Here is a 15,054-nt window from a genome sequence, read left to right on the forward strand (position 1 = left end):
TAAAGAGATGAAATTCACGCTTTCCTGGCTCAAGGATCACCTTGAAACCGATGCGACGCTTGCTGAGATCGTCGAGAAGCTTACTGATATTGGTCTGGAAGTGGATGGGGTCGATGACCGCGCCGCTTTCAAGGCGTTCAAGGTCGCCAAGGTTCTGACTGCCGTTCCGCATCCTGATGCTGACAAGCTGCGCGTTCTCTCGGTCGATACGGGCGAAGGCCAGCCGGTTCAGGTGGTCTGTGGTGCACCAAACGCCCGGGCCGGGCTTGTCGGTGTTCTGGGGCGTCCGGGCGATTATGTGCCGGGCCTTGATGTCACGCTGTCGGTCGGCAAGATTCGCGGTGTCGAAAGCTTCGGCATGATGTGTTCCGAGCGCGAGCTGGAACTTTCCGACGAACATAACGGCATTATTGATCTGCCCGACGATGTTCCGGTCGGCACCAGCTTCGCCGCCTATATGGGCCTCGATGATCCAATTATCGAAATCGGTCTGACGCCAAACCGTGCGGACTGCACTGGCATTCGTGGCATCGCGCGCGATCTTGCCGCAGCTGGTCTTGGTACGCTCAGGAACACCTTGCCGGAAGCGGCGAAGGGCGAAGGCGAAACGCCGGTTAAGGTCATTCTTGATCAGGATACCGAAAACCCATTCTGCACCGGCTTCGCACTGCGCTTGGTCAAGGGTGTGAAGAACGGTCCAAGCCCGAAATGGATGCAGCAACGCCTCAAGGCCATTGGTCTGCGTCCAATTAATGCACTGGTAGACATCACCAATTACGTGACGTTCGATCAGGGCCGTCCGCTGCATGTGTTTGATGCGGCCAAGGTCAAAGGCAATCTCACGGTGCGTCTGGCCAAGGATGGCGAAACCATTCTCGGTCTTGACCAGCGTGAATATAAGTTCAAGCCGGGCATGTATGTGATCGCCGATGAAAACGGTCCCGAATCGATTGCCGGTATCATGGGCGGTGAGCATTCTGGCTGTGATGAAAACACCGTCGATGTGCTGATTGAATCTGCTCTCTGGGACCCGCGCATGATTGCACGCACGGGCCGCGAACTCGGCATCGTTACCGATGCACGCTATCGCTTTGAGCGCGGCGTCGATCCGGAAATGATGGTTCCGGGTGCAGAAATCGCGACCAAGCTGGTGCTCGAGCTCTGTGGCGGTCAGCCGACAGTTCTCGACGTGGTTGGTTACAAGCCTTATCAGGCACGCGTCATCGATTTCCCGGTTTCGGAAGTCAAGCGCCTGACGGGCATTGAGGTGGCCTATGATGCTTCGCTTGATATTCTGAAGCGACTTGGCTTCGGCGTTGAAGGCGACGGCAAGCTCATCAAAGCGACCGTTCCGTCATGGCGTGGCGATGTGGAAGGCAAGGCCGACCTCGTTGAAGAAGTCATGCGTATTCACGGTATCAACCAGATCGCGCCACAGCCATTGCCAAATCATGGTGCGGTCAATGGCCGTATCCTGACGACGCTGCAGATCCGCACGCGTCTCGCACGCCGCACGCTTGCTTCGCGTGGCATGATGGAAGCTGTGACCTATTCCTTCATTTCCGAAGGACAGGCCAAAGCTTTTGGCGGCGGCAAGCCGGAACTCAAGCTGGCGAATCCGATTGCAGCCGATATGTCGGATATGCGCCCATCGCTTCTGCCTGGTTTGCTTTCTGCTGCACAGCGCAATGCAGATCGCGGTTTTGGTGATACGGCACTGTTTGAAGTGTCGGGTATCTATGAAGGCGACAAGCCTGAGCAGCAGCGTCGTGTGGCTGGCGGCGTCCGTCGCGGCACCGCTGGCGTTGAAGGTTCGGGTCGTTTCTGGTCGGGCAATGCAGCAACCGTCGGCGTCTTCGATGCCAAGGCTGATGCATTGGCAGCACTTGAAGCAGCCGGTGCGCCGGTTGACCGCATTCAGATCGAAGCCGGTGGCCCGGAATGGTTCCATCCGGGCCGTTCCGGCACGCTGAAACTCGGCCCTAAGGTCGTGCTTGGCACTTTCGGCGAGTTCCATCCGGATACGCTGGAAGCGCTTGATGTGTCGGGCGCGCTCTGCGGCTTCGAAGTCTATATCGACGCGATCCCTGAGCCGAAGGCAAAGGCAACCCGCACCAAGCCTGCTCTGAGCCTCTCGCAGTTCCAGAGCCTCAAGCGTGACTATGCGTTTGTCGTGGATGCAAGTGTCGAAGCAGGTAGCGTCATGAAGGCCGTATCATCGGCTGACAAGAAGCTGATTGCTGGTGTGCAGGTCTTTGACGTGTTCACAGGCGCATCGCTTGGTGAAGGCAAGAAGTCGATTGCGGTTGAAGTGCTGTTGCAGCCGCAGGACCGTACGCTGACCGATGAGGATCTCGAAGCCTTGTCGAAGCAGGTGATTGCAAGTGTCGCCAAGCAGACTGGTGGCGTCCTTCGCGGTTAAAGACAAATAAAAAGCCCGGCTTCGAGCCGGGCTTTTCAGCCTCTGAGGCAGATTGTACTGGAAGGGGATTAGTCCTTCGAGAACAGCGTCGCGCTCTGCGATGTCGAGACCATCATGTTGTAGTCATTCACGATCCACTGAAGATCAGAGGCAGCACCGCCTTTGCGTGCATCACCTTTTGTCTTCTCCAGCTTTTCCTGGAAGTCGCGCAGCTTGCCCAGCAGGCTTGCCGGACGGGATTCAAAGACGTGGAATGAGTTTGGATGTTCAGTTGCATAGTCGTCCATTTCACGGACGGCGGCTGCATAGGAATCCATGGCTTTGCCGAAAGCATCCATATCGACGACCGGCTTTTCGTTTTCCGGCAGCAGTTCAACCAGAGCATTGGCGCGGATCATGACATTGCGCACATGCCAGCTGGCTTTCTTGCCTTCGGCCTTCTCAAGCGCATCGAGCTCTGCCAGATCGACCTTGCTCTTTTCTTCGCTCAGCAATGCATCGACGAGCTTGCGTTCTTTGGTAAATTCCGGCGCATACTCGGCTATCTGTTTGTGGAACTCCTTGGCACCCGCATATTTGTCGGACTTATAGTCCTTGCGGTCGTAGTATTTGCTGGCCTTCTCGATCACCGGCGCAAGCTTCTGATAGATCGCAATGTAGCTCACCATTGCCTCGTCGAGAGCAGGCAGCTTGGGCTCTGCGGTGGTGGCGGCTTCCGCTGCTTCGATCTCACTGCGCACATCATAGAGCGAGTAAAGACCGTAGACGTTGCGTTCCTTGCCTGTTGGGCCCTTCTTCATATCGACCCAGCTGTCGTAACGGTCGAGCGATTCCGAGGCACGAATGGTTCGGTTGAGAAGCGAAACATAGGCGTTCATCTTTTCAATCGCAGCATTCGGATCGACCTCTTCGGCAGATTGCGCAAAAGCGGCGGTTGGCAGAATGACTGCCAGAAGCGTGAACAGGATCGCACGAGGCGAGAAGCGTTTCATGTGGTTTTCCCTCATTCAATGACAGCGTCGGCGATGGTAAATATGCCAGGTACTCTCGTTATGGTTCCCGTTTTCATGGCGGGCAAAGAGCATGCGCGTGTCAGAATGACAAGTTTTATTAGATTTTTCTACTTTATGGGGATGCCTCAGCGCGTTCGCGTCGGTTCACAGATATATGAAAGAAAGGCGGGAACCATCCCCGCCTTTCTTTGCAAAGGTCTGTGTTCTTAGAGCGCGTTTCGATCTGATTGGATCGGATCGGCGCTCTAAATATTTGTTTTAAAGCCCGGTCATGGCGAGCGAGGCCTCGGTATAACGTTTGCCTGCAATCTTCTCAGAATCGAAAAGCGTGTTCAGCCGTTCAAGTTCTTCGGTGGTCAATGTCACATTGACTGCTTTTGCATTGTCTTCCAGATGGTGGACCTTGCGGGCACCGGGGATGGGCACAATGAAATCGCCCTGATTGAGTACCCAGGCGAGCGCCAGCTGCGCCGGTGTCACCTGCTTTTCGCGCGCGATCTCGGCAATCAGATCGACCTGCTTGTTATTGGCTTCGAGGTTGCCCGGCTGGAAGCGCGGAAGCGTCTTGCGGAAATCGCCCTCTGCCAGATCGGATTGCGAGCGCACCTGTCCTGTCAGCATGCCGCGACCGAGCGGGCTATAGGGCACGAAACCGATGCCGAGCTCGGCACATAGTGCCAGAACACCCTGTTCCGGATCACGCGTCCAGAGGGAATATTCGTTCTGAAGAGCTGCAATCGGGTGGACTGCATGCGCACGGCGGATTGTCTTTACACCTGCTTCGGAGAGGCCGATGGTGCGGATTTTACCCTCATTGATCAGGTCTTTCATCGTGCCGATCACATCTTCGATCGGAACAGTCGGATCGACACGGTGCTGATAAAAGAGATCAATCGTTTCGATATCGAGGCGCTTCAAAGAGGCTTCCGCCACGGCGCGGATATTTTCGGGGCGACTGTCCACGCCAACCGGCTTGCCATCTTCGATCTTGAAGCCGAACTTCGTGGCGATGGTTACTTTGTCACGAAATGGCTTGAGCGCCTTGCCCAAAAGCTTTTCATTCTCATAGGGGCCATAAACTTCAGCCGTATCGAAGAATGTGATGCCGAGATCAAAAGCACGGTGCAATGTGCGGATGGCATCCTGTTCTTCCTGTCCGCCATAGGCATAGCTCATGCCCATGCAGCCAAGGCCGATTGCGGAGACAGTCAATTCCTGGCCAAGCTTGCGCGTTTTCATCGGTATTCCTTTCGGGACGAGTTCTGAAATCTGAATGTCTGCTCATTCCAGCAGAACAAAGCGCGGAAACCCCGGGAGGCAAGGGGGGAACTGAAGGGGCGTCCGGTGAGGCGAAAACTACGCCCTGAATCCGTGTTCGATAATACCGATTTATTTTCACGGGTTATTCTATATTTTAGAACAATGAATCGAAATCAGCTTTCCCAACTGGCCGTTCTGGCCGCAGTTGCAGCCCATGGCAGTTTTCGCGGTGCGGCGAGAGAATTGTCAATTGCGCCATCCGCAGTCAGTCATGCTGTTGCAGCCCTTGAAGACAGTCTTGGTATTCGGCTTTTGTCGCGCACCACGCGCAGCGTGGCGCCCACCGATGCCGGACGACAGTTACTGGAACGGCTCGCGCCTGCGCTTGAGGAAATTCATCAGGCGCTGGGAGCTGCGATTGAAGCACGCGAGCGCCCGGCGGGCACGCTGAGAATTACGATGCCACACATCGCTGCACAGTTTGTCATTGCACCGCGGCTTGGTGAATTTGCTGAAGCCTATCCGGATATCACGCTTGATCTGACAGTCGAAAGCGCTTTCACCGATATTGTATCGGCGGGTTTTGATGCGGGAATGCGGCTCGGTGAAAGTCTCGAAGCGGATATGATCTGCGCCCGTCTTACCGGTGATCTGCGTGCGGCAATCGTGGCGTCGCCCTCCTATCTTGCAACAGTAGCCATCCCCGAACATCCCAATGATCTGATGCAGCATCACTGTGTGCGTCATCGCTTTGCCAGTGGGCGTATCTATCGCTGGGAGTTTGAAAAAGCGGGTGAGGAGCTGGAAGTTGCCATCAACGGCCCACTCATCCTCAATGATGACAGGCTGATTCTCGATGCCATTCTCAACGGCGCCGGTCTTGCCTATCTGTTCGAAGACTACGTTCGCGATGCGCTGGAGGACGGACGTCTGGTCAGAGTGCTGGAAGATTGGTGCCAGCCTTTTGCGGGCCTTTATCTTTATTACCCAAGCCGCCGCCAGATGCGGCCCGCTCTGCGCGCATTCATCGATTTCTTTCGCGGATCTTATGAGATGCAACACCGTTTTATGGGAGCGTAAGGCATTTCGTTCTGCCGAACCTCATTGGAACGCTTCGGTGATGCGAATTTTTTGTTTCATATTCGGCATTAATCGTGCCATCGATAGCCACAAAATATGATGCTGAGGCGCGTTGCGCCTACTGGAACTCTGCTTGAAAGCACGAGACCAGGCAAAGTTTGGAAGAAGGGAATAGCATGTTTCGTTGGGGTATTCTTTCCACCGCCAAGATTGGTGTCACGCAGGTCATTCCGGCGCTCAGTGCTTCTGACAATGGTGTGGTTCATGCGATTGCCAGCCGCGATCATGCTCGCGCTCGCGCTGTTGCTGACCGTTTTGGCGCGCCGCTCGCCTTCGGTTCCTATGAAGAACTGCTGGCGAGTGACGAAGTGGATGGCGTTTATATTCCGCTGCCGACCTCGCAGCATATTGAATGGACACTGAAAGCGGCGCAGGCTGGCAAGCATGTGCTTTGTGAAAAGCCGATTGCGTTGAAGGCCGACGATATCGATCAGCTGATTGCCGCGCGCGACAAGCATAAGGTTACGGTCGCCGAAGCCTTCATGGTCTATTACCATCCACAATGGATCAAGCTGCGTTTTCTTCTGCAAGAAGGTGCAATTGGCACTCTGCGTCATGTGCAGGGCGCATTCAGCTATTTCAACAATGATCCGGGCAATATGCGCAATCAGCCGGAGCTTGGCGGCGGTGCGCTGCCGGATATCGGCGTGTATCCGACCGTGGTGACGCGCATGGTGACCGGAAAAGAGCCACTTTCGGTTCAGGCCTCAGTTGAGTTCGATCCGAAGTTCGGCACCGATCGCTATGCCAATGTGTCGGCGCGATTCGATGGTTTCGACCTGACTTTCTATGTCGCAACCCAGCTTGGCGCCCGCCAGACCATGGTTTTCCACGGCGACAAGGGCTTTATCGAAGTTCATGCACCATTTAATACTGGCAAATATGGTCATGGCCGCATTACGCTCTATAATGGTGGGCATACGGAAGCGACCGAATGGTCGTTCTCCGATACAAACCACTACCAGCTTCAGGCCGAAAACTTCGTGCGTGCCACGAAAGGTGAAGGTGTGATGCTGTTTTCTCTGGAAAACTCGAAGGCAAATCAGAAATTCATCGATGCGATTTATCGTGCTGGTAAAAGCGACGGCTTCGTGAATGTCTGAAGAGGCTGTAAAGTTTGACAGGCAGGAATCTTTCGATGCCTTACAGGTTGTGACTTGCAGTGAAAAAGAGCCTTTCTTATATACGCCACGCACGAGGCTTTGATGACAGGCCCGGTTGATCAATGGTGATCTTCCGTACCGCAACCTTGAAGCAAGCATTGTGAAATCGATAGGAGCCGCTTATGGAACGCTCGGTAGAGGTCCTGGCGGTTTGCTGAATGGAGAGAAATATGGCTAAAGTTATTGGTATCGATCTGGGAACGACCAACTCCTGCGTTGCCGTCATGGACGGAAAAAACGCGAAGGTCATCGAAAATGCTGAAGGTGCTCGCACGACGCCTTCGATCATCGCTTTCAGCGAAAGTGACGAACGCCTCGCTGGTCAGCCTGCGAAGCGTCAGGCTGTCACTAACCCTGAAGGCACCCTGTTTGCCGTAAAGCGCCTTATTGGCCGCCGCTTTGATGACCCAATGGTCACCAAGGACAAGGATCTTGTGCCTTACAAGATCGTCAAGGGTGACAATGGCGATGCTTGGGTAGAAACCCACGGCAAGAAATATTCGCCATCGCAGGTTTCTGCGATGATCCTTCAGAAGATGAAGGAAACCGCTGAATCCTATCTGGGTGAAACTGTTACCCAGGCCGTTATTACGGTTCCGGCATACTTCAACGATGCCCAGCGTCAGGCAACCAAGGATGCCGGCAAGATCGCTGGTCTTGAAGTTCTGCGTATCATCAACGAACCAACTGCTGCAGCTCTTGCTTATGGTCTCGACAAGAGCGAAGGCAAGACGATTGCTGTTTACGATCTTGGCGGCGGCACGTTCGACGTTTCGGTTCTCGAAATCGGTGACGGCGTGTTTGAAGTGAAGTCCACCAACGGTGACACGTTCCTCGGCGGTGAAGACTTTGACATGCGTCTGGTCGAATATCTGGTTGCCGAGTTCAAGAAGGAACAGGGCATCGATCTTAAGAAAGACAAGCTTGCTCTGCAGCGCCTCAAGGAAGCTGCCGAAAAAGCCAAGATCGAGCTTTCGTCCGCTCAGCAGACCGAAATCAACCTGCCATTCATCACGGCTGACCAGACCGGTCCTAAGCACCTTGCAATCAAGCTTTCGCGTTCGAAGTTTGAAAGCCTTGTTGACGACCTCGTTCAGCGCACGGTCGAGCCATGCAAGGCAGCTCTTCGCGATGCAGGCCTGAAGGCTGGTGATATCGATGAAGTGGTTCTGGTTGGCGGTATGACCCGTATGCCGAAGATTCAGGAAGTCGTTAAGGCTTTCTTCGGCAAGGAACCACACAAGGGCGTGAACCCGGACGAAGTTGTTGCCATGGGCGCAGCAATTCAGGGCGGCGTTCTGCAGGGCGACGTCAAGGACGTTCTGCTGCTCGACGTGACCCCGCTTTCGCTCGGCATTGAAACGCTCGGTGGCGTGTTCACCCGCCTGATCGAACGCAACACGACGATCCCGACCAAGAAGTCGCAGACCTTCTCGACCGCTGAAGACAATCAGTCGGCCGTGACGATCCGCGTGTTCCAGGGCGAGCGTGAAATGGCTGCCGACAACAAGATCCTCGGCCAGTTCGACCTCGTTGGCATTCCGCCGGCACCGCGTGGCGTTCCACAGATCGAAGTGACCTTCGACATCGACGCCAACGGTATCGTGAACGTGTCCGCAAAGGACAAGGGCACAGGCAAGGAACACCAGATCCGCATTCAGGCATCGGGTGGTCTTTCGGATGCTGACATCGAAAAGATGGTCAAGGACGCTGAAGCAAATGCTGAAGCCGACAAGCAGCGCCGCGATGCGGTTGAAGCCAAGAACCAGGGTGAGAGCCTGCTTCATTCGTCTGAAAAGTCGTTGAAGGAATATGGTGACAAGGTTTCGGCCGAAGACAAGCAGGCAATTGAAGGCGCAATCGCAGCGCTGAAGACCTCGCTTGAAGGCGACGATGCTGAAGATATCAAGGCGAAGACGCAGACACTTGCCGAAGCTTCGATGAAGCTCGGACAGGCCATGTATGAAGCAGCACAGGCTGCTGAAGAAGGTGGCGCTGAAGGTGGTGAGCATGCTTCTTCCAACGACGATGTCGTAGACGCCGATTACGAAGAAATCGACGACGACAAGAAAAAGTCGTAAGCCTTGTCCGTAAAGCTTAAGCCCGGGTCATTCCCGGGCCTTTGCGGCCTTTCGGGACGGTTGCACCGGACGGACAAAAATAAAAACAGTCCAGCAGACAGGTCATTCAGAGGCCGCTTTGCGAAAAATGGGACCGTGGAGACGCAATCCGGAAAATGGATGCGATCCAGCCGTCGGGATAACGAACTATGAAGATCGATTATTACGAAGCTCTGGGTGTGGAGCGAACTGCAGACGATAAGGTGCTCAAAACCGCCTTTCGCAAGCTCGCCATGGAGTACCATCCGGATCGCAATCCGAATAATCCGGATGCAGAGCGCAAGTTCAAGGAAATCGGCGAAGCCTATGAAACGCTGAAAGACCCGCAAAAGCGCGCAGCCTACGACCGTTTCGGTCATGCAGCCTTTGAAAATGGCGGCATGGGCAATGGTTTTGGTGGTGGCGGCGGTTTCGGTGGAGCCGGTGGTTTTGCCGATATTTTCGAAGATATTTTTGGCGAGATGATGGGTGGCGGTCGCCGTCGCTCCAATGGCGGACGCGAACGCGGCGCCGATCTGCGCTACAATATGGAAGTCACCCTTGAGGAAGCCTATTCCGGCAAGGCCGCACAGATCCGTGTGCCGACATCCATGACCTGTGATGAATGCTCGGGTTCGGGCGCTAAGGCCGGTTCGCAGCCGACCACTTGTACCATGTGTTCGGGTGCGGGTCGTGTACGTGCTGCGCAGGGGTTCTTCTCTGTAGAGCGCACCTGCCCAACTTGTAACGGTCGCGGTCAGATCATCAAGGACCCTTGCGGCAAGTGTCACGGTCAGGGCCGTGTGACGCAGGAGCGCTCGCTATCAGTCAATATTCCGGCTGGTATTGAAGACGGCACGCGTATTCGTCTCGCAGGCGAAGGTGAAGCCGGAACGCGGGGTGGCCCATCGGGCGATCTGTACATTTTCCTGTCGGTCAAACCACATGAGTTTTTCCAGCGTGATGGCGCTGATCTTTACTGCAAAGTGCCGATCTCGATGACCACGGCGGCACTGGGCGGAGATTTTGAAGTCTCCACGCTCGACAGCACCCAGACGCGTGTGAAGGTGCCCGAAGGCACCCAGAATGCCAAACAGTTCCGCCTCAAGGGCAAAGGCATGCCGGTTTTGCGCCAGCAGGCAGTGGGCGATCTCTATATCCAGATCGATATTGAGACACCGCAGAACCTGTCCAAACGCCAGCGTGAGTTGCTTGAGGAATTTGAACAACTCTCGTCCAAGGAGAACAGCCCGAAATCGGCAGGCTTCTTCTCGCGGATGAAGGAGTTTTTCGAAGGCATAGGTGAGTGAAAGAAGGGAGCCGTTTGGCTCCCTTTTTTTAATACATTCCTTAATGTTGCCTTGCCTAAATACTCCAATGCGGCATAAACTTGCCTGATAACGACAATGGGAGCAGTGAAGAATGGCAGGGCAGCTCGGCAGGAAACTGGCCGCTAAGTTCGATGAAGAAATCCGTTTTTTCAAAGGTTGGATAGACGGACCAAAAGCGGTCGGCGCGATATTGCCGACAAGTTCGATTACGGCGCGACGCATGGCGAGTGTCATCGATACGAAATCAGGACTGCCTGTTTTAGAACTCGGACCAGGCACAGGCGTCATTACTAAAGCCATTCTCGCCCATGGTGTGAAGCCGTCCGATCTCTACTGCGTTGAATACTCATCTGACTTTGTCGATCATCTTGACCGGACTTTTCCTGACGTGAACATCATTCAGGGAGACGTATTCGATCTCGATCAGGCGCTTGGCGACATGAAAGATCAGAAATTCGACAGCATCGTTTCCGCTGTTCCCATGCTGAACTTTCCGATGGAAAGCCGCATTCAGCTGATGGAGAGCCTGTTGTTGCGTATGCCGCGCGGTCGTCCTTTGATCCAGATCACTTATGGTCCGCGTCCACCGGTTCCGGCAGGCAAGGGCAATTACATTGTGCAGCATTATGATTTTGTCGTGCGCAACGTACCGCCTGCGCAGCTCTGGGTCTATCGCAGCCCGCTTGCCTGATAACTGGAGTAACAATGACTGCACGAATTCTCGTTTTTGCGGGTTCTATCCGCACGGGTGCATTTTCGGGACAGATGGCCGATGCAGCCGAAAAAGAACTCACGCGACAGGGTGCGAAGGTCATGCGCATAACGCTGGCCGATTATCAGCTTCCAATCATGAATGAAGATCTGGAAGCCGAAGAGGGTATTCCTGAAAATGCCATGAAGCTTGCCCGACTCTTTGCCGGGCATGACGGGCTGATGATCTGTTCGCCGGAATATAATGCGTCGATCCCGCCGCTGCTTAAAAATACAGTTGATTGGGTCAGCCGCATTTCCAGGGATGGTGACAAGCCGTTTAGGCCTTATGCGGGTTTGACGGTTGGGCTTTGCTCGACTTCCAACGGTGCCTTTGCCGGTATGCGCGGGCTTTATCACTTGCGCGCTGTTCTGATGAATTGCGGCACGCAGATTGTGACAGAGCAATGCTCGGTTGGTGGTGCGGCCGACGCTTTCAATGATGATGGTACACTCAGGAACGAGCGTCACGCCAAAATGCTGAGCGCTGTTTGTGCGAGCCTTATCAAACATTCGGTCAATCCGGGACGCTGATAAGTCAGCATTATCTGCACATTTCAGGGCGCGGTATCTTTCGTACCGCGCCCTGTTGTGCGACTAGAGCGCGGTGCGTCCAACTGGACGCACAAAGGACGCTCTAATCTATTTGATCCACGCATCGTGCTTTCCAAAAATCGGTTCCGATTTTTGGGCCGATGCTGTAAAACAAAAATCACAGCGGAGATTTCCATGACGACGAAAGATTTGCGCGATCAGCTGATCGTGGGCCTCGACGTGCCAACCGTTGCTGAAGCAGAAAAAGTGGTCGAAGAACTGGGCGATGCTGTCACGTTCTACAAGATCGGCTATCAGCTGGTGTTTGCGGGCGGTCTCGATTTTGCAAAGAGCCTGATTGCGACCAAGAAAAAAGTCTTCCTCGACATGAAACTCCTCGACATAGACAACACCATCGCCAAGGGCGTGGAGAATGTCGCGAAGATGGGCGTTTCCATGCTCACCCTCCACGCTTATCCAAAAGCCATGCGCTCGGCTGTGGAAGCGGCCAAAGGGTCTGATCTTTGCCTGCTGGGTGTGACGGTTCTGACCTCTATGGATGATGCTGATCTCAAAGAAGCGGGCTATTCCGATACGCCGGAAGCGCTGGTGCTCAAGCGGGCACAGCAGGCGCGTGAGGCTGGCATGGGCGGGATTGTAGCATCGGCTGCTGAAGCTTACGCCATCCGTCAGGCAATCGGTCCCGATATGGCAGTTGTAACGCCTGGTATTCGTCCGGCGGGAGCCGAGAAGGGCGACCAGAAGCGCGTGATGACGCCCGCCGATGCGCTGAAAGCCGGTGCAAGCCATCTCGTTGTTGCGCGACCAATTGTCGGAGCTCAGGATCGCAGGGCTTCGGCCCTTGCCATTCTCGAAGAAATGCGCTCGGTTGCCTAGAGCATAATTCCTTAAACTTGGATCAGTTTAAGGTAAAATTATGCTCTGATTTTAAAGGGTTAGAGCGACCTTTGGGCGTCCAATAGGACGCCCGGCGCTCTAATCGATTTCTGAGGAGGACCTAATGACCAAAGCTTATTGGATCGCCCGTGTGGATGCCCGTGATACGGAGCGTTACAAGGATTATGTTTCGACCGCTACGCCTGCTTTCGAGCGCTATGGTGCGAAGTTCATTGCACGCGGTGGCAAAGCCGAAGCCGTCGAAGGACCGGGCCGCGCCCGCAACGTCATCATCGAATTTGAAACCATGCAGCACGCGCTTGATTGCTACAATTCGCCGGAATATCAGGCAGCAAAAGCCATCCGCCAGACTGTAGCAGATGGCGAAATCGTTATCGTTGAAGGCGTCGCCTGATTATAATCTTACTGGCGGGTCGTGACGGCCCGCGACAGACAGATCAAGCAATATGACCTTGCCCGCATGCGGATCCGCATTGCGGGCATTTTCATTCATGCCTTCATGTGCACTGGTGACAATCAGGACAGAGGCGTCGGCACCAATGAAAGCCGGGCAGGTTGGCTGGGTAACGGGCAGTTTGATTGAGCGTAAGAGACGCCCGTGCGGCGAATAAGCGTTCAGCGCACTGCCACCCCAGCAAGCATTCCACAGTGTTCCTTCTGCATCCACCACCGAGCCATCAACACCGCCATCTTCGACACGATGGTGAAAGACGCTTTTCTCCGATGTCGGCAGGCCGGTTTCGGGATCCGTGTCGACGCGCCAGATGATGTTACGGTCGGTATCTGCAAAATAAGCGATCTTGCCATCTGGCGAAAAACAGATGGAATTGGTGATCGTGATGCCAGAGAAAAGCTTTTTGACTTGCCCCTCGCGATACCACCAGATCGAACCTGCATCCGGTTCCGCTTTTTTGCCCATCGTGCCGATCCAGAAGGAACCGGATGGGTGCACACGGGCATCATTGGAGCGCGTGGCGTCGTTATCGGCTTCGAGCGGATGGTGCAGCGTCAGACGTCCATTGGCGCGCTCGCGCACAAAAAGCCCGTGCTCGCTGACTATCAACTGCCGCTCACGATCGATAACCGCAAGTGCGCTGGCTTTCATGCCGAGATCATGCGTGCGGATTTCACCGCTATCGTCTTTCTCGATCAGCCTTTGGCCCAGAATATCGAACCACCAGCACTGACCGGTCAGCTGATCATAGCCCGGACCTTCCCCCAGTTCTGCGATATGTTCGGCAAATATGGTTGTGTTGACTACGCTCACCTGTTCCTCCCGGGCTTTGCCGTTTCAACATAATGAAGGGCAGGGCCGCGATCCAGCTACAAATATTTGTGTAAGCAGAAAGGGCTATGTTGCATACAAATTCCGTTTTAAGTTCCGGCAACTGAGAATCGCGAGGAAATCATGTCGCTAAAAGTTGCGGTCCAGATGGACCATATCAGCACGGTCAATATTACGGGTGACACCACTTTTGCTCTGTCGCTTGAAGCTCAGAAGCGCGGCCATGAGCTGTATCATTACACGCCGGACCGCCTCTCCATGCGCGATGGCGTTGTTTCGGCTCGCGTCGAAAAACTGGAAGTCCGCGACATCAAGGGTGATCACTACACGCTGGGTGAGCCGGTGCGTCGCGACATGACGGAAATGGATGTGGTTCTGCTGCGTCAGGACCCGCCGTTCGACATGAATTACATCACCACAACGCATCTTCTGGAGCGTATTCATCCAAAGACGCTGGTGGTGAACGATCCGGCATGGGTCCGCAACAGCCCGGAAAAGATCTTCGTCACCGAATTCCCCGACTTGATGCCCGAAACGCTGATCACCAAGGATCCGCAGGAGGTTCTGGAGTTCCGCCGCGAGTTTGGTGATATCATCCTGAAGCCGCTCTACGGCAATGGCGGTGCCGGCGTGTTCCATCTGGCTGATGGCGACCGCAATCTGACATCGCTTTTGGAAATGTTCGGCCAGCTCTTCAGGGAGCCGTTCATTGCGCAGCGTTATCTCAAAGATGTGCGCGCAGGCGACAAGCGCATTATCCTCATCGACGGCGAGCCGGTGGGTGCGATCAATCGCGTGCCTTCGGAAACCGATGCGCGTTCCAACATGCATGTCGGTGGCCGTGCAGAACAAAGCAAGCTGACTGCGCGCGAACAGGAAATCTGTGCCCGCATCGGACCATCGCTCAAAGAGCGCGGCTTCATCCTCGTCGGTATCGACGTGATTGGCGATTACATGACCGAGATCAATGTGACCTCGCCAACTGGTATTCGAGAGATTGAGCGCTTCGACGGCACCAATATCGCCGCCCTGTTCTGGGACGCTGTGGAAGCCAAGCGCAAGTAACACGCATCTCTTCGGCGAAAAAAATCATAGGGCCGGTCTGAAACAATCAGATCGGCCCTTTCTCTTGATTGCAC

13 protein-coding genes are annotated in these 15,054 nt (G+C 54.7%); 10 read left to right on the top strand and 3 right to left on the bottom strand.

Going from position 1 to position 15,054, the window contains the following annotated elements; all coding sequences use genetic code 11:
• The first annotated feature begins 7 nt into the window (after positions 1-7).
• Positions 8-2,422: a phenylalanine--tRNA ligase subunit beta gene (gene pheT, locus C9380_RS00590; RefSeq protein ID WP_128092777.1), complete on the top strand. Its 2,415-nt coding sequence runs from the start codon at positions 8-10 to the stop codon at positions 2,420-2,422.
• Positions 2,423-2,490: 68 nt separating this feature from the next.
• On the opposite strand, the gene C9380_RS00595 is transcribed toward pheT, so the two are convergent.
• Positions 2,491-3,414, bottom strand: coding sequence for a YiiG family protein (locus tag C9380_RS00595; RefSeq protein ID WP_128092778.1), 924 nt, complete (start codon positions 3,412-3,414; stop codon positions 2,491-2,493).
• Positions 3,415-3,693: 279 nt separating this feature from the next.
• A complete protein-coding gene (locus tag C9380_RS00600; RefSeq protein ID WP_128092779.1) occupies positions 3,694-4,674 on the bottom strand; it encodes an aldo/keto reductase in 981 nt (326 codons plus the stop codon).
• Between the two features lie 183 nt (positions 4,675-4,857).
• Here C9380_RS00600 and C9380_RS00605 point away from each other — a divergent pair, with 183 nt between their 5' ends.
• The 8 genes from C9380_RS00605 to C9380_RS00640 all read left to right on the top strand — a co-directional run bounded on the left by C9380_RS00605 (position 4,858) and on the right by C9380_RS00640 (position 13,024).
• Positions 4,858-5,775 (top strand): LysR family transcriptional regulator, encoded by a 918-nt coding sequence (locus C9380_RS00605; protein ID WP_024898380.1) that lies wholly within the window; start codon positions 4,858-4,860, stop codon positions 5,773-5,775.
• A 176-nt stretch (positions 5,776-5,951) separates the two neighbouring features.
• Positions 5,952-6,938 (top strand): Gfo/Idh/MocA family protein, encoded by a 987-nt coding sequence (locus tag C9380_RS00610; RefSeq protein WP_100558379.1) that lies wholly within the window; start codon positions 5,952-5,954, stop codon positions 6,936-6,938.
• Positions 6,939-7,168: 230 nt separating this feature from the next.
• Entirely contained in the window at positions 7,169-9,079 is a 1,911-nt protein-coding gene (gene dnaK / locus C9380_RS00615) for a molecular chaperone DnaK (RefSeq protein ID WP_024898378.1), read from the top strand.
• A 188-nt stretch (positions 9,080-9,267) separates the two neighbouring features.
• Complete coding sequence (dnaJ, locus tag C9380_RS00620) at positions 9,268-10,407, top strand: molecular chaperone DnaJ (RefSeq protein ID WP_100558378.1); 1,140 nt, start codon at positions 9,268-9,270, stop codon at positions 10,405-10,407.
• A gap of 112 nt (positions 10,408-10,519) precedes the next feature.
• Positions 10,520-11,119, top strand: coding sequence for a phospholipid N-methyltransferase PmtA (pmtA, locus tag C9380_RS00625; RefSeq protein WP_128092780.1), 600 nt, complete (start codon positions 10,520-10,522; stop codon positions 11,117-11,119).
• Positions 11,120-11,133: 14 nt separating this feature from the next.
• Positions 11,134-11,712: an NADPH-dependent FMN reductase gene (locus C9380_RS00630; RefSeq protein WP_128092781.1), complete on the top strand. Its 579-nt coding sequence runs from the start codon at positions 11,134-11,136 to the stop codon at positions 11,710-11,712.
• Between the two features lie 195 nt (positions 11,713-11,907).
• Positions 11,908-12,609 (top strand): orotidine-5'-phosphate decarboxylase, encoded by a 702-nt coding sequence (pyrF, locus tag C9380_RS00635; RefSeq protein ID WP_128092782.1) that lies wholly within the window; start codon positions 11,908-11,910, stop codon positions 12,607-12,609.
• Between the two features lie 124 nt (positions 12,610-12,733).
• Positions 12,734-13,024, top strand: a complete 291-nt coding sequence (locus tag C9380_RS00640; protein ID WP_105705550.1) for a DUF1330 domain-containing protein — start codon at positions 12,734-12,736, stop codon at positions 13,022-13,024.
• Here the strand turns inward: C9380_RS00640 and C9380_RS00645 are convergent, their stop codons facing one another.
• On the bottom strand, positions 13,025-13,897 hold the full coding sequence (locus C9380_RS00645) for an SMP-30/gluconolactonase/LRE family protein (protein ID WP_128092783.1): 873 nt from the start codon (positions 13,895-13,897) through the stop codon (positions 13,025-13,027).
• A 141-nt stretch (positions 13,898-14,038) separates the two neighbouring features.
• Between C9380_RS00645 and gshB the strand changes: the two genes are divergently transcribed.
• On the top strand, positions 14,039-14,980 hold the full coding sequence (gshB, locus tag C9380_RS00650) for a glutathione synthase (protein WP_128092784.1): 942 nt from the start codon (positions 14,039-14,041) through the stop codon (positions 14,978-14,980).
• Positions 14,981-15,054: the final 74 nt, after the last annotated feature.

Source organism: Brucella pituitosa, assembly GCF_003049685.1.
Lineage (GTDB): Bacteria > Pseudomonadota > Alphaproteobacteria > Rhizobiales > Rhizobiaceae > Brucella > Brucella pituitosa.